The sequence below is a fragment of the Streptomyces sp. ISL-43 genome, from assembly GCF_018614195.1.
GTDB lineage: Bacteria > Actinomycetota > Actinomycetes > Streptomycetales > Streptomycetaceae > Streptomyces.
In genome coordinates, this window is record NZ_JAGGOT010000051.1 from 94,660 (window position 1) to 112,942 (window position 18,283).

Here is an 18,283-nt window from a genome sequence, read left to right on the forward strand (position 1 = left end):
CGGACGGCAGGCGCGATGAGCCGCCTCGACACCGCGCTCGGTCTGGAGGACCGCCGCGGCGCCGTCGCCGTCACCGCGAAACTCCTGCTGTACGCCCTGCTGGTACTCGTCTTCGCGGGACCGCTGCTCGCCCTGCTCGCCAGCGCCTTCAACCGGACGACCGACCCCACCTCGCTGACCCTGCTGCCGACCCGCCCCACGCTCGCGAACTTCGAGGCAGCCTTCGACCGCGACGTGCTGCTCTACCTGCTCAACTCCTTCCTCGTCGTCGGCGGCGGACTGCTGCTCCAGATCGCCGTGAGCGTCTCCGCCGCCTACGCCCTGGCCCGCAAGCGGTTCCCGGGCCTGCGGCTCGTGCTCCTGCTGATCCTCAGCACGATGATGCTGCCCGAGGAGATCCTCGCGATCCCGCTCTCCCTGGTGCTGTCCGACCTCTCCCTCACCGGCAGCCTCTGGGGAATGATCGTCCCGGTCGGCGCCTGGGCGTTCTCCATCCTGGTCACCGCCGAGTTCATGAAGGAGATCCCCGTCGAACTGGAGGAGGCGGCCCGCCTCGACGGGGCCGGAGACCTCCGCGTCTTCTGGTCGGTGATCCTGCCCCTGTGCAGACCCGCCCTCGGCGTCATCGGCATCTTCGGCTTCACCATGATCTGGGACCAGTACATGCTCCCGCTCCTGGTCGCCACCGACGCCCGCCAGTTCACCCTCCCGCTCGCCCTGCGGACCCTGCGCGCCGACGAGGAGGTCGGCGTCGGCGTGCTGCTCGCGTCCGCGCTCCTCGCCCTGCTGCCCAGCGTGATCGCGTTCATCGTCATGCAGCGCCAGTTCGTTCGCGGACTCACCTCGGGCGCCGTCAAGGGCTGACAAGCCATCACCCATCGTTCCAAGCAAGGGGATTCCATGCGCCTGCACGGGCTGCTGTCCTTTCCACTGACCCCGTTCACCGCCGACGACAAGGTGGACCTGGCCGTCTTCGCCGCACACCTGGAGCAGCAGATCGACGCCGGACCCGCCGGGCTCTTCGTCGCCTGCGGCACCGGCGAGTTCACCGCCCTCTCCCAGGACGAGTACCGCGACGTGGTCGCCACCGCCGTCCGGGTCGCCGACGGCCGCCTCCCGGTCGTCGCCGGCTGCGGCGGCGGACCGCGCCTGGCCCGCGAGTTCGCGACCCTCGCCGCCGAGTGCGGCGCCGACGGACTGCTGCTGCTCCCGCCCTACCTCGTCTCCTCCACCCCCGCCGGGCTCGTGGAACACATCCGCTACGTCGCCGAGGCCACCGCGCTGTCCGTCACCGTCTACCAGCGGGCCAACGCCGTCCTCGACGCCGCCGCGGCCGTCGCCCTCCTCGACATCCCCACCGTCACCGGAGTCAAGGACGGCCTCGGCGACGTCGACGCGATGCTCCGCCTGGTCACCGCCGTCCGCACCAGCGGCCACCCGCGCGCCGAGGAGTTCGGCTTCCTGAACGGCCTGCCCACCGCCGAACTCTCCGTCCAGGCCTACGAGGCCATCGGCGTCGAGTGCTACTCCTCCGCCGTGCTCTGCTTCGCCGCCGACATCGCCACCGCCTTCCACCGCGCGGTACGCGCCGGGGACAAGGAAGCCGTCCGGACCCTGCTCGCCGCGTTCTACCTGCCCTTCGTCGCCCTGCGCGACGAAGCACCCGGCTACGCCGTCTCCCTGGTCAAGGCCGGCGCCCGGCTGGCGGGCCTGGACATGGGCCCCGTACGGCCGCCGCTCGTGGACGTCACCCCCCAGCACGAACAGCGCCTCGCCGACATCATCGCCCGCGGCCGCGCCGCCCTCGCCGGACTGGAGATCTGATGCGGGTGCGGGAAACCGTCCGGGAGGCGGTCGTCACGCCCGTCGCCTTCCCCGACCCGCCCTTGCTCAACTCCGCCGGCGTGCACCAGCCCTGGGCGCTGCGCGCCGTCATCGAACTCCGCTGCGGGGACGGGCTCGTGGGCCTGGGGGAGACGTACGGCGACTCCGCCCACCTGCGCCTGCTGCGAGCCGTGGCCCCGGCCCTCACCGGCCTCGACCCCTTCGACACCCACGGTCTGCTGCGCCGCGTCCGGGCCGTCCTCGGCGATGACACCGACACCCCCGACCGCCACGGCCTGACCGGCGGATCCAGCCCGCAGAAGACCACCCTGCGCGTGCTCAGCCCCTTCGAAGTGGCCTGCCTGGACCTGCAGGGACAGCTCATCGGGCGCCCGGTCACCGACCTCCTCGGCGGCAAGGTCCGCGGCGAAGTCCCCTACTCCGCCTACCTCTTCCACAAATGGGCCGCCCACCCCGGAGCGGACGCCGGCGAGGAGGCGTACGGCGAGGATCCCTACGGCGAGGCGCTCGACCCGGACGGCATCGTCGCCCAGGCCAAGCGTATGACCGACACCTACGGCTTCCGCTCCATCAAGCTCAAGGGCGGCGTGCTCCCGCCCGACCGGGAGGTCGAGACGATCCGCGCCCTGCGCGCCGCCTTCCCCGACCATCCGCTGCGCCTGGACCCCAATGCCGCCTGGACCGTGGAGACCTCGCGCCGGGTCGCCGCCGAGACGGAGGGACTCCTCGAATACCTGGAGGACCCGACCCCGGGCATCGACGGCATGGCCGAGGTGGCCCGCGGCGCACCCATGGCGCTCGCCACCAACATGGTCGTGGTCAGCCCGGACGACATCCCCCGGGGCTTCGCCGAGCGCTCCGTCGGCGTGGTCCTCGCCGACCACCACTACTGGGGCGGGCTGCGCCGCACCGCCGAACTCGCGGGGATCTGCCGGACGTTCGGCATCGGTGTCTCCATGCACTCCAACAGCCACCTCGGCATCAGCCTCGCCGCCATGACCCACCTAGGCGGCGCACTGCCCGAACTGTCCTACGCCGCGGACACCCACACCCCCTGGCAGTACGGGGTGGACGTCCTCACCGAACCGCTGCCGATCACCGACGGCTCCGTCGCCGTACCCGACCGCCCCGGCCTCGGGATCAGCCTCGACCCCGACGCGCTGGCCCGCCTCCACGAGAACTACCTGCGGTGCGGCATCCGGGACCGCGACGACACCGCCTACATGCGACGATTCGACCCCTCGTACCGGAAGAGGCGACCCCGCTGGTGAACACGCCCCCGAAGGCGGACACGCCCCCGCCCGCTCCGTCCGTCTCCGCCCACGCCTACCCCTGGGACGTCCTGGACGACCCCGCCTTCCCCGACCGGGTGCGGCAGGCGGGCCTGGACGCCGTCACCCTGGCCTTCGCCTACCACTCCACCCGCGCGGCCACCCCGCTCCACCCGCGCCGCCGCTTCGTCGGCGCCGCCCACTCCGCCCTCTACCGCCCCGTACGGCAGCGGGCGTGGACCGGCCGCCGCCTGGCGCCGGCCGCCGCCGGCTGGGCGCCCGGACCCGACCCGGCGGGCGCCGCCGTCGAAGCCCTCGCGGAGGCGGGGATCCCGGTCAACGCCTGGCTGGTGCTGGCCCACAACAGCCGCCTGGGGACCCTGTATCCGGAGCTCGCCGTCACCAACTGCTTCGACGAGTCCTACCCGTACGCGCTCTGCCCCGCTCAGGCGGAGGTACGGGAGTACTGTGCGACCCTCGCCGCCGAAGCCCTGCGGGGGCTGCCCCCCGGGGCGGTGCGCGGAGTGTCCCTGGAGTCCGCCGGCCAGCTGGGCGCCGTCCACCTCGGCTGTCACGAGAAGACCGACGGCGCCTATCCGGCCGGCGCGCTGCGCGCCCTGTCCGTGTGCTGCTGCGTCGCCTGCCGCGAGCGCTGGCGGGCGGCCGGGCTCGACCCCGAGGAGTCGGTGGCGCTGCTGCGCCGCTCGGCGGACACCGTCGGGCCGCCCCTCCCCGACGCGCTGGGAACCGTACTCCTCGCCGTCCGGCACACCGCCGCCGACGAGCTGCGCGGGCAGGTGCTGGCCGCCGTACGGGCGACCCTGCCCGGCGCGCCGGTCACCCTGCACGCCCACCCGGACCCCTGGGCCACCGGACCTTCCCCGGGCCTGACGGCCCGGGCCGCGAAGGAGGTGGACGCCCTCCTCGTGCCCTGCTGGCCGACCGGGCCCGACACCGCCGGCCTCGTCCGGCGGGCCGTTCCGCTCGGCCTGCCCGTCGACGCCTACGTCACCGCGCAACGCCCGGCGGAGCCACAGAAGTTGGGCGCCCACGTACGCCGGCTGCGGGCCGCCGGGGCAAGCCGGCTCAGCCTCTACCACCTCGGCCTGCTCCCATCGGAGCGGATGCCGCTACTGGCCGCCCTGGCAAAGGAGTTCCGCGCATGACCCGGCCCCGCACCGTGACCCAGTCCCGCACTGTGACCCAGCCCCGCACCCTCCTGCTCACCGGCGCCGCGGGAGGTGTCGCGGCCTTCCTGCGCGAGAGCCTCCCCGGCTACGGATACCGGCTGCGCCTCGCCGACCTGAAGCCGGTCGAGGGCGCCGAATCCCTCGTCTTCGACCTGCGCGACGCCGAGGCGGTGCGCGCGGCGGTGCGCGGCGTGGACGCCGTCGTCCACCTGGGCGGGATCTCTCTGGAGGACACCTTCGAGGCGGTCCTCGAAGCCAACATCCGGGGCACCTACCACCTCTACGAGGCCGTCCGGCAGGAAGGGATCCGCCGCGTCGTCTTCGCCGGCAGCAACCACGCCGTCGGCTACGTCCCACTGGCCGGCGGCGAGCCCATCGGCAGCGGGATCCCGGCCCGGCCGGACACCTACTACGGCCTGTCCAAGGCCTTCGGCGAGAACCTCGCCTCCCTCTACGCGGACAAGTACGGGGTCGAGACCGTCTCGATCCGGATCGGCTCCTGCTTCGCCGAGCCGCGTACCGTCCGCATGCTTTCCACCTGGCTCAGCCCGGCCGACTGCGCCCGCCTCGTGCACGCCGCCCTCACCGCCCCGGGAGTCGGCCACACCGTCGTCAACGGCATCAGCGCCAACACCCGTGCCTGGTGGGACCTCGGCGCCGCCCGCGCCCTCGGCTACGTCCCGCAGGACGACGCGGAGCCCTATGCCGAGGCCCTACTGGCCGCACACGGCCCCCTCGACCACCACCACCCCGACGCCCGCTTCGTCGGCGGCTCCTTCACCCGGACGGACCCGCACCGCTCCGAATGACACGCCAGGCCGGCTCATCTTCTTCTGGAGGCAGCAGGGCTCGCCGTAGCGCGGACCGGTGCCGGTGGCAGGTTGCGTCGGACGTGCCGGGTGCGCAGGACGGCGTACAGCGCGGCGGTGGCGACGCCGGCGGCGAACCAGGCGACGAGGATCACGGCGATCGTGCTGAGGAGGGCCATGAGAACTCCTCCGGGGTGAGACGACGGGGGCGAGCGGCACGGGGCCGCCGCCCGGAGAACGGGAGCCAGGGCGCTGCGGTTGCGGCCGTCGCGCCCTCGAAGCGGAGTGAACTCACCACCCTGCCTGTCGCGTTCCCGCTCCCGGTGCATCTCACACGCGCCGGGGGACACCGCTCAGCCCGGACGCGAGTCCCGTGAACCGCCTCCGGCCCCCGGTCCATCCCGCGTAGGCCGGCGGCGCCGACGGCCGGGCGAGCGGCCGGTCAGTGCGGAAGCTCGACCGACAGGACCGGGGAGAGCGCCCGGAGGAAGTCCGCCGCGTCGAACATCGCGCCGGCCGACGCCACGCCCGTGGCCCGCGTCCGCCCCGCCAGGATCCGCTGGACGGCCTCGACCACCAGCGGTGCGGTGATCGCGTAGATGTCCTGGCCACGGGCGCTCGCGCGCCGCTCCACGCCGCCCGCGCGGACCAGGACGTCGACGACGAAGACCTGGTTCGACCGGCCCAGCGCGTCGACCGGCTCCGGCGCCGGCGTGTCCTCCCCGGCCAGGTCCCGCGCGGCCTCGACGGCCATGTAGGTGCGGACCTCGGGCACCGCCAAGTGGCTGGGAACGGTGACGACATCGGCCATGGTGAACTCCGCGATCACCGCCCGCCGGCCCAGCGGCTCCGGGAAGAGCCAGTCCTGCTCCCGCGCCTTGTCGTCGTGGTACTGCAGCGCGCCGCCCGTGAACCGCACCCGACGGCCCGCCCGACGCTCATGGGACACCTCACCGGCCGTCCGGGTGCCCGGCGTGGGGTGCCAGCTGGTCAACCCGTAGGCGACGTGCACCTCGTCCGCGGCCGTCCACTCTCCCATCGCCGCGGTCACCAGCAGGTCGCCCAGGCCGCCGTAGAAGGCCATCGCCGGCACCACGGCCGTGCCCGACTTCCGGGCCGCTTCCGCGTGGTCGGCGAACGTCGCGACATTCGCCTCGATCTCCGCCGCGACGTCGAGGTACGGGATGCCCGCGCGCAGGGCCGCCTCGACGAGGGGGCCACCCGTCACCGCGAACGGTCCGGCGCAGTTGACGACCGCCGCCGCGCCGGCCAGGGCCCGGTCCAGCGAGGCGGCGTCGTCCACGGTGGCCGGCCGTACGACCACACCCGGCCACTGGGCCGCCAGCAACTCCAACTGGGCCGCGTTGCGGCCGGAGATGACGGTGGAAACCCCACGCCTCCGGAGTTCGGCGACGATGAAGCGGCCGGTGTGCCCCGTCGCCCCGTAAACCACCACTGCGGCCGTCGTGTTCATCGTTCTCCCCGTTCTCGATCCCTTGATGAGTCCAGTCTCGCCGCATGCGTGGCCTACCGTGATGGTCCGGAACGACATCACACGTACACTTTCGGACATGCCAACTGTCGCCCTGCCGGCCGTCGGACACCAGCTGCACTTCGAGCTGGCGGTGGCCTACGAAATCTTCGGCAACCCCCCGCCCGAAGCCGCGGAGGGCTGGTACGACGTACTGCTCTGCGGGCCGGGACCGGTGAAGGTCGGCCCGTTCACGGTCGAGCCCGACCACGGGCTGGAGCGCCTGGCCGACGCCGACACCGTGATCGTGCCCGCGTGCGCCGACATCGACGATCCGCTGCCGGCCGAGCTGGTCGAAGCGGTGCGCGCCGCCCACGAGGCGGGGGCCCGGGTCGCCTCCCTGTGCACCGGTGCGTTCGTGCTCGGCGCCGCGGGCCTGCTGGACGGCCGACGGGCCACCACCCACTGGGCCCATGCCGCGGAGCTGAGCGCACGCCATCCGCTGGCCGAGGTCGACCCCGACGTGCTGTACACGGACAACGGGAGCGTGCTCACGGCCGCCGGGAAGGCCGCCGCCGTCGATCTCTGCCTCCACCTGATCCACCTCGACCACGGCGCCGCCATCGCCAACTCCGTGGCCCGCCGCCTCGTCATGCCGCCGCACCGGCCGGGCGGTCAGGCCCAGTTCGTGGCCACGCCGGTTCAGGCCGGCGGAGACCACGCGCTGGCCCACCTGCTCGCCTGGGTGCAGCAGCGGCTGGACCAGCCGCTGACCGTGAGCGACATGGCCCGGAAGGCGAACACGAGCCCGCGCCACCTCGGGCGGCAGTTCCGGTCGGTGCTCGGGCAGACTCCGCTCCAGTGGCTCCTGATCCAGCGGGTGCGTCGCGCCCAGGAACTGCTGGAGGCGACCGACGAGAGCATCGAGGCGGTCGCCCGCGCCACCGGCATGGGTACCGCCACGACGCTCCGCCGCCAGTTCAAGCGGACCGTGGGGGTCCCACCGGACACCTACCGGCGCTCGTTCCGCAGCGCGAGGCTCGCCTGACGAGTACGGGCGCGGGCCCGGGTACGGGTACGGCCCGGCCCGAAGTCGGGCCGGGCCGCGTAAGACGCTCCGTCACACCTGGTCGGGTGCCTGTGCCTGTACCGGTGCCTGTCCCGGTGCGGGGCCGGGCGCCGCGGCGGATGCGGGTGCCGGCGGGTACGTGGGGGCGATGGACGCGATCAGGGTCGCCGCGAGGTCCTCCTTGCGCATCCGCTGGTCGACGTAGAGCAGGGCGATGACCAACTGGGGGAAGCCGTACTGGAACAGCGCGCCGATCATGCCGCCCACCAGGAGGCAGACCGCGTACACGACGAATCCGAGGATGATCGCGCCGACATCCGGGCTGCTCTCGTTCGCGTCCGCCAGGTTCGGGAGGAGCGCGATCATGCCGACGAAGCCGAAGGGCATCTGGATGACGTAGCCCACCGCCGCCGCCACGACGTACGCGAGCATCGTGATGCCGAACACGCGCCACCAGCCGTCCTTGACCAGCTGGGAGGAGCGCCGCAGAGCCGCGACGGCGCCGAGCCCCTCGCACACCACGGCGGCGGGCGCGAGGCTGAACCGTGTCATGAGCCAGACCGACAGGGGCACGCAGACCAAGAGGCCCGGGAACAGCAGGAACAAGGCGGCCGGCGGGCCGGAACCGTCCGCGGACATGATGATCAGAGGGAAGAGGATCGCGTAGAGCAGGATCATCGGCCCGCCCGCGATCAGCCCGGTGAGCAACACGCTACCGAGCGCCGCGGGAAGCCGGGACCAACTGCGGCGCCACATGGCGCCGAAGGTCGTGGGGCGGCCGAGCACGGCCTCCTGGATGACGGCGGGACACAGGGCGCTGATCATCGCCGCGCTCGCCGTCATGGTGATCAGCAGGAGCACACCGGCCGGTACGAAGGCCAGGAACAGTGCCGCCACGTCCGAGCCGTCGGGCTCTTCCCCCGGCGCGAGGTCGAAGACGGCGGTGAACCGGCTCTGCGCCGCCGCGACGGAGATGCCGATCGCGGCCAGCACGAGCAGGAGTCCGACCCCCTGCACCGCGAGCATGATGCCGACCAGGGGCTTCCAGTAGCGGCGGAAGGCCGCGAACGCGCCGCTCAGTATCTCGCCCGTCCCGAGCGGCTGCAGGGGTATGACGCCCGGCTGCGGCGCGGCCGGCGGCATCCAGCCGCCTCCCCACTGCGGCATGGGCTGTCCCGGGTGCTGTCCCCATCCCGTGTTGTGCGACATCGCTGTACTCCCCCTCGAATGAAGGGACACGGTAACCCTTCGGGAGTCGCACCGCGGCATGGGCCCCCACGTGGGAAAACGCGAAGGCGCCCCGCATCGGTGTGATGGGGGCGCCTCGGTGGCGTGGGGTCAGGAAGCCACGATGTTCTCGGCCTGCGGGCCCTTCTGGCCCTGGGTGACGTCGAAGGTCACCTTCTGGCCTTCCTGGAGCTCGCGGAAGCCGGTGGCGGCGATGTTGCTGTAGTGGGCGAAGACGTCGGGACCGCCGCCGTCCTGCTCGATGAAGCCGAAGCCCTTTTCGGCGTTGAACCACTTCACGATGCCAGTCGCCATCGCTGTCTCCTTCTCGGGTGCGCCCGTGCTCACCCAAGGGTGTGCGTCGTGCGATATCGATTCTTGGTGGTGGCCGGCGGCCACCTGCGGATCACTGGGTTGCGGTGGTGGCGTGTCCGCCAGACCGGCCCCGAGCAGCCCGCATGACGGAAGGTACGAGGCCGGACACCCCCTGCGATACATGTATCTCGGCCAGCCACTCGATGGGATGGCTGAAAACCGACCCTGACAGGCTTGGTGTGCAGGCCGGGGGCCCGGTGAGGCGACGCGCGAGGTGCCCCTCATCGGATGGGTGGCTACGCGACCTCATGGAGGCGGAAGGTGTGCTGTTCTGGCCAATCTCATGGGCAGGATGGTCTGTTCTGATGCCCGTTGTGTTCACCGTCGGGACGGGGTGCCCGTATTTCGCCTGCTCAGGATGGTGTCTAGTACGCGTGTTCCACATTCGAAACTGCAGTGCGTTCCAGGCCATGATCGCCAGGTGATTCTTTTCTTCGGCCGTCATGAGTGATCAGCCTCCGTTCTCGACATTGTGAGTGCAGGGAGCCCAACGGGCGTCCCGCGCAGGGCGTCCGACTGCGCTGCCCACATCGAAGAGGTATCGACCACATGAGTGCATCCCGGAGGCCCGCATGAGTGACGACGACGTCCTCGGTGGCCTCTCGCTCCACGGCGAGGACCACGGCCCCGCCGCAGGGCAGGTGGACATGCCCCTGGACTTCGAGGCCTTCTACCTCGTCAACCAGGAGTTCTTCCACCTCTACGCCGAGATCCACCTCGGCAGCCGGGCGGTGGCCGAGGAGACCGTCCACCAGACGTTCCTGCAGATCCTGGGCAACTGGGACCGGCTCCTCCAGGAAGGAGACCTCGAACAGCAGACGCTGGCGGCACTGACCCGCCACGTCCGCGGCCAACTGCTCCGGGACAAGCGGCGCCCCGCCTTCATCAACGGGCCGATAGCCGACAAGCTCCGGACGATCCGCGGCGAACTGGAGCTCAGTGACAGCCCCGCGGGGCTCTACGAGGCGATGCTCGAACTCTCCTCGAAGCAGTTCAACGTCATCGTGTTGCGGCACATGCTCGGATACACCACCGCGCGCATCGCACGAGTCATGGGACTCGACCCCCGCACCGTCGACTACCACGGCCGCAAGGCCAAGGAGCGGCTGCGCAACCTGCTCGGCCTGCCCGCGACCCAGCCGACCACCACCGGCCGGAAGGAAGAAGCACAGTGACCACCCCCATCGACGAACTCCTCGACGACGCCCGGCTCCCGACTCCCGCCCGCTCCCACTTCGACGTCGGCGCCGCCCTGCGCCGGCTGGCCCGGGACGCCGCGAAGGCCCAGGCGCCCGCCCAGGACATCGAGCGCGCCGCCGAAGCCGCGCAGAGTCTGATCGTCGTCTCGCGCTGGCTGCTGAACCAGCCCAACGCCGCTCACCACGTGGACCGGCTGGCCAACAGCGCCAAGGACCTCGACATCGAGGGCGCCGCGGTCTTCGCCTGCCTGCTCCATCTCACGGGGCACCCCGAGAGCGCCCAGTTCTGGTGGCAGCTCGCCGCAGGGGCCGGGCACCGCGCGGCCGCGTACTGCCTGCACCTGCACCACCGCGCCCTCGGCGAGAGCCGGGAGGCCAAGCACTGGCGCCGCCAGGTCATGCAGGCTCCGATCGCGCCCTGGGACCTGACGGACACGTTCCTCGACGGCATCTGCACCTTCGCCCGGTACGTCGGCGCCAACGGATCCGAAGCCACCGGCCCCACCGGGGTCCTGGAGATGGAGGTCGACCGCCTCGCCGAGGACGGCGAGGACGCCTGCATCATCGTCCCGCGCCCCGACCGGCGACTCGCCGACCACCTGCTCGACTTCGCCCGGCGCTGACCCCACCCGCAACGACAGAGGAGCCCCGGCTCCGGCCCCCGGTTCCTACGCCTCCGGGCCGAAAAGGGCTCCTCATGTGACGACCCCCTGTGAAGAAGGCATCCACCGTGAACAATAGCCGCGCACACCGCGTGTGGCGCAAGGCCCGCGCCGCCCTGGTCCAGCTTCGCCGACTGCCCGCCTGGGCACACAGGCGCCGCCGCGCCGCCGCCGCGCATCTGTTCCGCGGCGTCTGCTACGGCATCGGCACCGCCCTCGTCGGCACCCTCACCCTCTGGCTCCAGAACCGCACCTGACCTCGTACGGCCGCCGCCGGACAGGCCCGCATGCCCTCACCGGGCGCGCGGGCCTGTCGCGTACCCGGGCCGCCCCTATACGTCCTCCCAGGCCATCGAGTTCATCCTCCAGCCGGCGGGCGTCCGCACGAACTGCGTGGTCTTGCGGCCGGAGCCCTCGAACCAATCACCGTCGAGGAAGCCGGACTTGCGGTACTCGCTGTACCGGTGCGCGATCGTGCCGAAGACCTCGGTCCGTTCGGAGACCTCCCATTCGGAGAACTCCGTCAGCGTCCCGTCCGTGAGGATCTTCTCCCGGGGCTCGACGAACGAGTCGAGGTCGTAGACCACGGGCTCGCCGCCGACGTTGCTGATGATCGTTCCTTGCGGAATGAACACCTCGTGCACAGCACGGAGGTTGGGCCGGCCGCCGCCGGTGTTGGTGAACGCGCCGAGGAAGGTGGTCATCAGCCGGTCGAGTTCGGCCTTGACCCCGGACGACACCGCCACTCCCGCCGGTTCTCCCGCCGGTGCGCCTTCGGCGGGTGGCCACTCCGCGGAGAGGACCGACCAGATCTCGCTGTCGTGTCGCACGCCCCGGTACGAGGAGCGCTGCCGCAGCACGCCGTCGCGGGTCATCCCGAGCCGGCGCGCGGCGTTGATGCTGCGGGTGTTGCCCGAAGCGACCCACCACTCGACCCGGCTCATCCCGCGGTCCTCGAAGGCCCAGGTGATCAATGCCCGGCAGGCGAGGGTCACCAGACCGCGGCCCTCACCCGCCGCCTCCAGCCAGCAGCCGATCTCGCAGACGCCGGCGGTGGCGTCGAACTGCGTGAACATGACGCCGCCGACCAGCGTGCCTTCCAGCCAGATCCCGTATATCCGGGCGCCGTCCTGGGCCTGCCTGTCGGCGTACCGCTGGAGGACGGCGGTGGCGGAGGTGAGGTCGGTACTGAACGTGGCCCAAGGTATCCACGGGTCCACCGAGGGTCGGGCTCGGTCGATGTGGGCAAGGAACTCCTGCGCGTGCCAGGGCTCCAGCGGGCGGAGCATGGCGTTGTCACCGATCGGCAGTGCGAACACGGATACCTCGATCCTCGGTCCGTAACAAACGTTCGGTATGTAAGGTAACAGCATGCCCCCCGCACCCGGAGACCGTGAAGCCCGCCGCGAGGACGTGTCCCAGGCGGTGTGGCACGTACTCGCCGACAAGGGGTTCGGCGGCCTGACCCTGCGAGCCGTCGCCGCCGCGATGAACGTCTCGACCGGGATGCTCATGCACTACTTCCCGACCAAGCGGGCCCTGATCGCGCACGCCCTGGACCTGCTGGAGAAGCGCACCGCCGAACGTCCCCGCCGCGAACGCCCCACCGAGGGCCTGGCCGCCGCACGAGCCGTGGTGCTCGACATCCTGCCGCTGACCCCGGACGACACCGCCCGCAACCGCATCTGGGTCAGCTCCTGGGATCTGGCCCTCGCCGACGACGGGCTGGCCGCCGACCAGGCCGACCGCTACACCCGGCTGCGCGCGGCGATCCGCCCTCACTTCGAGGCCGCTCGCGCCCTGGGCGAACTCCTCGAAACCGCCGACCCGGAGCAACTCGCGGCGACCACCGTCGCGTTCACCCACGGGCTCGTCGTCCAGGCCCTCTTCGACCCCGTCCGCTTCCCCGGAGACGTACAGATCGCCATGGTCGAAGAGTTCCTCGCTTCGATGACGCCGACGCGGCCGGACACCGGTGCCGGAGGGCCGGCATCCGAGCAGTAGGGCAGCTCTCCGCCGCCGTTGCGCAGCCCGGGCCCGCCTCGTCGGCCGCCGGGACGTCCCACGCCGTTCCGTGCCGTTCCGTGTCGCTACGCCTCGCCGGGAGCGCGCAGTTCGCCCGTCCGCGCCACGCTCGCGTACCAGCGCGCGCTCGACTTGGGCGTGCGCTCCAGGGTCTCGTAGTCGACGTGGACCGCTCCGAACCGCTTCGCGTACCCGTACGCCCACTCGAAGTTGTCGAGCAGCGACCAGAGGAAGTAGCCGCGCACGTCCACCCCGGCGGCGATCGCCCGGTGCACGGCGTCGAGGTGCGCGTGGACGTAGGCGGCGCGTTCCGGATCGTGGACCGTGCCGTCCGGGCCGATCTCGTCCTCGTACGCCGCACCGTTCTCGCTGATCACGAGCGGCAGGCCGGGATACCGGGCGGCGGTCCGGGTCAGCAGGTCGTACAGCGCGCCGGGATCCACCGGCCAGCCCATCGCCGTGCGCTCGCCCGCCGCCCGGTGGAAGGCGACGTCGTCCGCGCCGGGCCAGGGGGAGTGCTCGCTGTTGCCGTGGCCGTCGTCCTGGGGCTTCCGCGCACCCTTCGCCACGTGCGAGACGACCGTCGGGGTGTAGTAGTTGACGGCCAGCAGGTCCAGGGGCTGGTGGATCGTGGCGGTGTCGCCGTCCCGGACGAAGGACCAGTCGGTCAGGTGCGCGGTGTCCGCGAACAGGTCGTCGGGGTAGGCGCCCTCCAGCATCGGCCCCAGCCAGACCCGGTTGCCGACGGCGTCGATGCGGCGGGCCGCCTCCACGTCCTCGGGCGAGGGGGTCAGAGGGCGGACCTCGTGGAGGTTGAGGGAAACGGCGATCTGGCCGCCCGCGGGCAGCGCGGCCCGCAGGGCCTGGACGGCGAGGCCGTGGCCGACGTTGAGGTGATGGGCCGCGCGCAGGGCGGCGACCGGGCTGGTACGCCCCGGGGCGTGGACCCCGGAGCCGTAGCCGAGGAACGCGCTGCACCAGGGCTCGTTGAGCGTGATCCAGCGCTTCACCCGGTCTCCCAGGGCGTCCGCGACGAGGCCCGTGTACTCGGCGAACCGCTCGGCGGTCGAGCGCTCCGGCCAGCCGCCCGCGTCCTCCAGCTCCTGGGGCAGGTCCCAGTGGTAGAGGGTGAGGGCGGGCTCGATGCCGGCGGCGAGCAGTTCGTCGACGAGCCGGCGGTAGAAGTCCAGGCCCCGTTGGACGGCCGGGCCCCGGCCGGTCGGCTGGACCCGGGACCAGGAGACGGAGAACCGGTAGGCACCCAGGCCGAGTTCGGACATCAGTCGGACGTCGTCGCGGAACCGGTGGTAATGGTCCACCGCCACGTCACCGGTGTGGCCTTCGAAGACCTTGCCCGGGGTGTGCGAGAAGGTGTCCCAGATGGACGGCGTCCGGCCGTCCTCACGGGCGGCGCCCTCGATCTGGTATGCGGCGGTAGCCGTGCCCCACAGGAAATCGGACGGGAAAGAGCGGACGGCGGCGAGTGGCCGGGTATCGGACGCGGTCATAGGAGAGCGCTCCCAAGGCGAGTGCGGATGATGCGGTACGGACAGGGGGATGGGGTCAGGGACGTGGCCGGCCGGTCAGTTCTTGACGGCGCCGGCCGTGATGCCGCCCACGACGTGCTTGCCGAGTACGGCGAAGACCAGCAGCAGCGGCAGTGTGGATATGAGCGCGCCGGTCAGCACGACGGCCTGGTCGACCGTGTGGTTTCCCGCGCCGAGGCCGGCCAGGGCGACCTGCAGGGTGGGGTTCCCGTCGGGGGTCAGGGCGATGAACGGCCAGAAGAAGTCGTTCCAGGCCTGGACGAAGACGAGCATTCCCAGGACCGCCATCGCGGGCCTGGCCACCGGGAACACCACGTGCCAGATGATGCGCAGGCTGTGCGCGCCGTCCATCCGGGCCGCCTCCACCAGCTCCACCGGCAAGGCTTCGATCAGGTACTGGCGCATGAAGAACACGCCGAAGGCTGCGACCAGCGAGGGCAGGACGACCGACTGGAGCTGGTCGACCCAGCCCAGGTCGGTGATGATCTGGTAGAGCGGGATCACGCTGAGCTGCGGCGGGATCGTCATGGTCGCCACCACGAGCGCCAGCATGGCGCCCCGGCCCTTGAAGGGCAGCTTGGCGAAGGCGAAGCCGGCCAGGGTGGAGAACAGGACCGTGGACAGGGCCACGAGCCCGGCCACGATCGTCGTGTTGACCAGCGCCTCGCCCATGTCGACCTGGTTCCAGGCGAAGGCGAGGTTGTCGAAGAGCCGGGGGCCGGGCAGGAGCGGGGCCGGGGTCTTGACCACGCGCTCGCCCGTGTGGGAGGCGGCGACGAGGTTCCAGTACAGCGGGAACAGCGAGACCAGCGCGGCCAGCCCCAGCAGGACGTACGTCAGCGGTCCCGCGTGGTGCTGGCGGCCCGCCGACTGGCGAAAACGCCTGGGGCGCGGAGCCGCGGCGGTGGTGGCCGTCGTGGTCGTATCGAGTGTGCGGGCCATGAGCTCAGCTCCCCGGCTTCTTGCGCTTGCGGTTCGAGCGGGTGATCAGCGTCTGGACGCCGCCGATGAGCAGGAGGAGCAGCAGCATGACCCAGGCGATGGCGGAGGCCTGGCCCAGCGCGCCGGTCACCCACCCCTTCTCGTACATGAGCAGGCTCAGCGTCTGGAACTGGTTGCCGCTTCCGCCGCTGATGCCGACGCTGCCGCCGAAGAGCATCGGCTCGCCGAACAGCTGGGTCGCGCCGATGGTGGAGACGATGATCGTGAAGAGGATCGTCGGCCGGATGGAGGGGATGGTGACGCTGAGGAACTGGCGCCAGCGCGAAGCCCCGTCCAGTGCCGCGGCCTCGTACAGGTCCTGCGGTACGGCCTGCATCGCCGCCAGGTAGATCAGCGCGTTGTAGCCCGTCCAGCGCCACGTCACGATCGCCGAAATGGCTATCTGAGCAGGCCACTTGGAGGACTCCCAGGAGACCGGTTCGAAGCCGACCCAGCCCAGCGCCGTGTTGATCAGACCGTAGTCGGTGTTGAACAGCTGGGCGAAGACGAGCGTCGCGGCCGCGATCGAGGTGGCGTAGGGGGCGAGGACCGCGACGCGGAGGAACGCCCGGCCGCGGAGTTCGTAGTTGAGCAGATGTGCCAGGCCGAGGGCCATCAGCAGCTGGGGGACCGTCGAGATCGCACCGATGGTGAAGGTGTTGGCGAGCGCGTTCCAGAAGAACTCGCTGGTCGCCAGGGACGTGTAGTTCTCCAGGCCCTTCCACTGTGCGCTGCCCCCGAGCTCGACCCGGTGGAGCGAGAGCCAGCCCGTGTAGATCAGGGGGAAGAGGCCGAAGGCCGCGAAGGTGAGGAAGAAGGGGGCGACGAAGACGTAGGGGATCGCCTTGATGTCCAGGCGGTAGAGCGTGCTGCGCGGGCCGCCCCGGCCGGCGGCCCGCTGCTTGCGGGAGCCGGAGCCGGAGCCGGCGTCTGGGGGCTGTGCGGCCGGCGGCGGGGAGCCGTCGCTCGTCGCCCGTACGGAGGTGGCCACGGGGGCGTCCTTCCAGGTGGATGCGTGCGGTGGTGCGAACGGTGACGGCCCGCCGCCCGCGGGAGGCGGCGGGCCGTCACACTGCCCCCGCTACTGGTCGATCTTGTCGTCGACCAGCTTCTTGACGTTCTCCCAGGCCTTCGCCGGGTCGGTGCCGCGCTGCTCGATGTCGAGGATGCCGTTGTCGGTGAGGAACGTCTTCACCTGGCCGTCCCAGCGGCTGATCGGGGCGGGCGCGATACCGGCCGCGGCCTGCGAGTAGATCCTGCCGACCGGGGTGTCACCGAAGTACGGCAGCTTGGCGTCCTGGACCGTCGGGGAGCTGAGCGTGTCCTTGGAGGACGGGATGTTGCCGTTCACGCCGAAGACCTTGGCGTGCTGCGCCGGAGCGGTGAGCCAGGCGGCCAGCTCGGCCGCCTCCTTCGCGTGCTTGCCCGACTTCGGTACGGCGAGGAACGAGCCGCCCCAGTTCCCGGCCACGGGCGGCGCGGCGATGTCCCACTTGCCCTGGTTCTCCGGGCCCGCCTGGTCCTTGATGATGCCCGTCATCCAGCTCGGGCAGGCGACGGTGGCGAACTTCGAGTTCTTGAAGGCCGCGTTCCAGGTGCCCTTCTCGTCGAACTGGCGCAGCTTGGCTGTCAGTTCGCCGTTCGCCGCCGCCACGGCGGTGTCCCACGCCTTCTTCACGCCGGGACTGTTCTCGTAGTCCAGCTCGCCCTTCGTGTTGGCGTACTGCACCGGCTCGCTGGAGATCACGGCGTTGAACAGGCCGCTCGCGGAGTCGTGGAAAGAGGTCCCCTCCGGGGCGCTCTTCTTGTACGTCTCGCCGGTCTGGATGAACCTCGCCCAGTCGCCGGCCCAGAGCTTGGCGACCTCGGCGCGATCGGTCGGCAGCTTGGCCGCGGCGAACAGGTCCTTGTTGTAGCAGATGGCCATCGGGCCGATGTCCGTGCCGAGACCGATGACCTTGCCGTCGCCCGTGGTGGCCTGCTTGACCTTCCAGTCGAGGAACGCGCCGAGGTCCGCACCGCCCGTCTTGCCGAGGTCGGCCCACTTGTCCGCCATGGCGGGCCCGGTCGCCTCGGCGATGTAGCCCACCTCCAGGGCCTGGATGTCCGCGAGCCCGCTGTCGCGGGAGAGGCGCAGCTTGAGCGTGTCCCAGTACTTCTGGCCGTCGGCGACGTTCGATTCCTCGATCTTGATGTTCGGGTGGGCCTTCTCGTACTCGGCGTAGAGCTTGGCCCCGGTCGCGTCGTCGTAGCCGAAGGAACCGAAGGTACCGATCCGCAGCGTGATCTTCTCGCTGCCGGCCGCGCCGCTTTTGCCGCCGCTGTCGCCGTCGCTGCCGCAGCCGGTGAGCAAGGCCGTACCGGTCGCTACGACGGCGACCGCGGCGATCGCGGTGCGGCGTCCGCGTCTGCTGCTGGAAGTGCGCATTCCACTCTCCTCGTCCAAGGTGGTGCTCTTTGTGCGCCAGGCGGTCCGGCGGGCTGTTCGCGGCTCGGCGAGGGCCTGCCCGGACCCGATGTGAAGGTCGTTCTCAGGTACTGGGGTGGGAGCGCTCCCACGTCGTTGCCGGAAGGTTGCTGCTTGGCGGGTGCGGGTGTCAAGAGATGAACGC

At 71.4% G+C, this 18,283-nt stretch carries 19 protein-coding genes; 10 read left to right on the forward strand and 9 right to left on the reverse strand.

Features of this window, described 5'->3' with window-relative positions; genetic code table 11:
* Positions 1–15: 15 nt before the first annotated feature.
* From J7F03_RS27605 to J7F03_RS27625, 5 genes are read left to right on the forward strand one after another with little or no spacing between them, the layout of a single operon-like run.
* Entirely contained in the window at positions 16–864 is an 849-nt protein-coding gene (locus J7F03_RS27605; RefSeq protein ID WP_214954124.1) for a carbohydrate ABC transporter permease, read from the forward strand.
* Between the two features lie 36 nt (positions 865–900).
* On the forward strand, positions 901–1,824 hold the full coding sequence (locus tag J7F03_RS27610) for a 5-dehydro-4-deoxyglucarate dehydratase (protein ID WP_214954127.1): 924 nt from the start codon (positions 901–903) through the stop codon (positions 1,822–1,824).
* Complete coding sequence (locus tag J7F03_RS27615) at positions 1,824–3,116, forward strand: glucarate dehydratase family protein (protein WP_214954129.1); 1,293 nt, start codon at positions 1,824–1,826, stop codon at positions 3,114–3,116. The genes J7F03_RS27610 and J7F03_RS27615 overlap by 1 nt, the downstream gene beginning before the upstream one ends.
* The gene (locus J7F03_RS27620) at positions 3,113–4,282 is read left to right on the forward strand and encodes a hypothetical protein (RefSeq protein ID WP_308379992.1); all 1,170 of its coding nucleotides are present in this window, start codon (positions 3,113–3,115) and stop codon (positions 4,280–4,282) included. The genes J7F03_RS27615 and J7F03_RS27620 overlap by 4 nt, the downstream gene beginning before the upstream one ends.
* 32 nt (positions 4,283–4,314) lie before the next feature.
* Positions 4,315–5,115 (forward strand): NAD(P)-dependent oxidoreductase, encoded by an 801-nt coding sequence (locus tag J7F03_RS27625; RefSeq protein ID WP_214954340.1) that lies wholly within the window; start codon positions 4,315–4,317, stop codon positions 5,113–5,115.
* 14 nt (positions 5,116–5,129) lie between these two features.
* On the opposite strand, the gene J7F03_RS27630 is transcribed toward J7F03_RS27625, so the two are convergent.
* Positions 5,130–5,294 carry a hypothetical protein gene (locus J7F03_RS27630; protein WP_214954131.1) on the reverse strand — a complete coding sequence of 55 codons (165 nt, stop codon included), beginning with the start codon at positions 5,292–5,294 and terminating at the stop codon, positions 5,130–5,132.
* Positions 5,295–5,557: 263 nt separating this feature from the next.
* A complete protein-coding gene (locus J7F03_RS27635; RefSeq protein ID WP_214954133.1) occupies positions 5,558–6,589 on the reverse strand; it encodes a trans-acting enoyl reductase family protein in 1,032 nt (343 codons plus the stop codon).
* Between the two features lie 97 nt (positions 6,590–6,686).
* Between J7F03_RS27635 and J7F03_RS27640 the strand changes: the two genes are divergently transcribed.
* Complete coding sequence (locus J7F03_RS27640) at positions 6,687–7,634, forward strand: helix-turn-helix domain-containing protein (RefSeq protein ID WP_214954135.1); 948 nt, start codon at positions 6,687–6,689, stop codon at positions 7,632–7,634.
* A gap of 72 nt (positions 7,635–7,706) precedes the next feature.
* Here the strand turns inward: J7F03_RS27640 and J7F03_RS27645 are convergent, their stop codons facing one another.
* Both J7F03_RS27645 and J7F03_RS27650 read right to left on the reverse strand, forming a co-directional pair.
* Positions 7,707–8,864 carry an oxidoreductase gene (locus J7F03_RS27645; protein WP_214954137.1) on the reverse strand — a complete coding sequence of 386 codons (1,158 nt, stop codon included), beginning with the start codon at positions 8,862–8,864 and terminating at the stop codon, positions 7,707–7,709.
* Positions 8,865–8,993: 129 nt separating this feature from the next.
* Positions 8,994–9,197 carry a cold-shock protein gene (locus J7F03_RS27650; protein ID WP_112451544.1) on the reverse strand — a complete coding sequence of 68 codons (204 nt, stop codon included), beginning with the start codon at positions 9,195–9,197 and terminating at the stop codon, positions 8,994–8,996.
* A 632-nt stretch (positions 9,198–9,829) separates the two neighbouring features.
* Here J7F03_RS27650 and J7F03_RS27655 point away from each other — a divergent pair.
* From J7F03_RS27655 to J7F03_RS27665, 3 genes are all read left to right on the forward strand, one after another.
* The gene (locus J7F03_RS27655; protein ID WP_214954139.1) at positions 9,830–10,432 is read left to right on the forward strand and encodes a sigma-70 family RNA polymerase sigma factor; all 603 of its coding nucleotides are present in this window, start codon (positions 9,830–9,832) and stop codon (positions 10,430–10,432) included.
* Positions 10,429–11,079: a hypothetical protein gene (locus J7F03_RS27660; RefSeq protein ID WP_214954141.1), complete on the forward strand. Its 651-nt coding sequence runs from the start codon at positions 10,429–10,431 to the stop codon at positions 11,077–11,079. Before J7F03_RS27655 ends, J7F03_RS27660 begins: the two co-directional genes overlap by 4 nt.
* A gap of 107 nt (positions 11,080–11,186) precedes the next feature.
* Positions 11,187–11,375, forward strand: coding sequence for a hypothetical protein (locus J7F03_RS27665; protein WP_214954143.1), 189 nt, complete (start codon positions 11,187–11,189; stop codon positions 11,373–11,375).
* A 75-nt stretch (positions 11,376–11,450) separates the two neighbouring features.
* On the opposite strand, the gene J7F03_RS27670 is transcribed toward J7F03_RS27665, so the two are convergent.
* Positions 11,451–12,437 (reverse strand): GNAT family N-acetyltransferase, encoded by a 987-nt coding sequence (locus J7F03_RS27670; protein WP_214954144.1) that lies wholly within the window; start codon positions 12,435–12,437, stop codon positions 11,451–11,453.
* Positions 12,438–12,489: 52 nt separating this feature from the next.
* Between J7F03_RS27670 and J7F03_RS27675 the strand changes: the two genes are divergently transcribed.
* Positions 12,490–13,122, forward strand: coding sequence for a TetR/AcrR family transcriptional regulator (locus J7F03_RS27675; RefSeq protein ID WP_214954145.1), 633 nt, complete (start codon positions 12,490–12,492; stop codon positions 13,120–13,122).
* An 86-nt stretch (positions 13,123–13,208) separates the two neighbouring features.
* Here J7F03_RS27675 and J7F03_RS27680 read toward each other — a convergent pair whose 3' ends face one another.
* The 4 genes from J7F03_RS27680 to J7F03_RS27695 form a co-directional block, all read right to left on the reverse strand.
* Positions 13,209–14,651 carry a GH1 family beta-glucosidase gene (locus tag J7F03_RS27680; RefSeq protein ID WP_214954146.1) on the reverse strand — a complete coding sequence of 481 codons (1,443 nt, stop codon included), beginning with the start codon at positions 14,649–14,651 and terminating at the stop codon, positions 13,209–13,211.
* Between the two features lie 75 nt (positions 14,652–14,726).
* A complete protein-coding gene (locus tag J7F03_RS27685; RefSeq protein ID WP_214954147.1) occupies positions 14,727–15,632 on the reverse strand; it encodes a carbohydrate ABC transporter permease in 906 nt (301 codons plus the stop codon).
* A 4-nt stretch (positions 15,633–15,636) separates the two neighbouring features.
* Positions 15,637–16,662, reverse strand: a complete 1,026-nt coding sequence (locus tag J7F03_RS27690; RefSeq protein ID WP_214954148.1) for a carbohydrate ABC transporter permease — start codon at positions 16,660–16,662, stop codon at positions 15,637–15,639.
* 90 nt (positions 16,663–16,752) lie between these two features.
* Entirely contained in the window at positions 16,753–18,099 is a 1,347-nt protein-coding gene (locus J7F03_RS27695; RefSeq protein ID WP_214954150.1) for an ABC transporter substrate-binding protein, read from the reverse strand.
* Positions 18,100–18,283 lie beyond the last annotated feature (184 nt).

Coding starts and splice junctions, on each gene's coding strand:
- J7F03_RS27605 (WP_214954124.1), top strand. CDS start 16: ATGAGCCGCCTCGACACCGCGCTCGGTCTGGAGGACCGCCGCGGCGCC.
- J7F03_RS27610 (WP_214954127.1), top strand. CDS start 901: ATGCGCCTGCACGGGCTGCTGTCCTTTCCACTGACCCCGTTCACCGCC.
- J7F03_RS27615 (WP_214954129.1), top strand. CDS start 1,824: ATGCGGGTGCGGGAAACCGTCCGGGAGGCGGTCGTCACGCCCGTCGCC.
- J7F03_RS27630 (WP_214954131.1), bottom strand. CDS start 5,294: ATGGCCCTCCTCAGCACGATCGCCGTGATCCTCGTCGCCTGGTTCGCC.
- J7F03_RS27635 (WP_214954133.1), bottom strand. CDS start 6,589: ATGAACACGACGGCCGCAGTGGTGGTTTACGGGGCGACGGGGCACACC.
- J7F03_RS27640 (WP_214954135.1), top strand. CDS start 6,687: ATGCCAACTGTCGCCCTGCCGGCCGTCGGACACCAGCTGCACTTCGAG.
- J7F03_RS27645 (WP_214954137.1), bottom strand. CDS start 8,864: ATGTCGCACAACACGGGATGGGGACAGCACCCGGGACAGCCCATGCCG.
- J7F03_RS27650 (WP_112451544.1), bottom strand. CDS start 9,197: ATGGCGACTGGCATCGTGAAGTGGTTCAACGCCGAAAAGGGCTTCGGC.
- J7F03_RS27655 (WP_214954139.1), top strand. CDS start 9,830: ATGAGTGACGACGACGTCCTCGGTGGCCTCTCGCTCCACGGCGAGGAC.
- J7F03_RS27675 (WP_214954145.1), top strand. CDS start 12,490: ATGCCCCCCGCACCCGGAGACCGTGAAGCCCGCCGCGAGGACGTGTCC.
- J7F03_RS27680 (WP_214954146.1), bottom strand. CDS start 14,651: ATGACCGCGTCCGATACCCGGCCACTCGCCGCCGTCCGCTCTTTCCCG.
- J7F03_RS27685 (WP_214954147.1), bottom strand. CDS start 15,632: ATGGCCCGCACACTCGATACGACCACGACGGCCACCACCGCCGCGGCT.
- J7F03_RS27695 (WP_214954150.1), bottom strand. CDS start 18,099: ATGCGCACTTCCAGCAGCAGACGCGGACGCCGCACCGCGATCGCCGCG.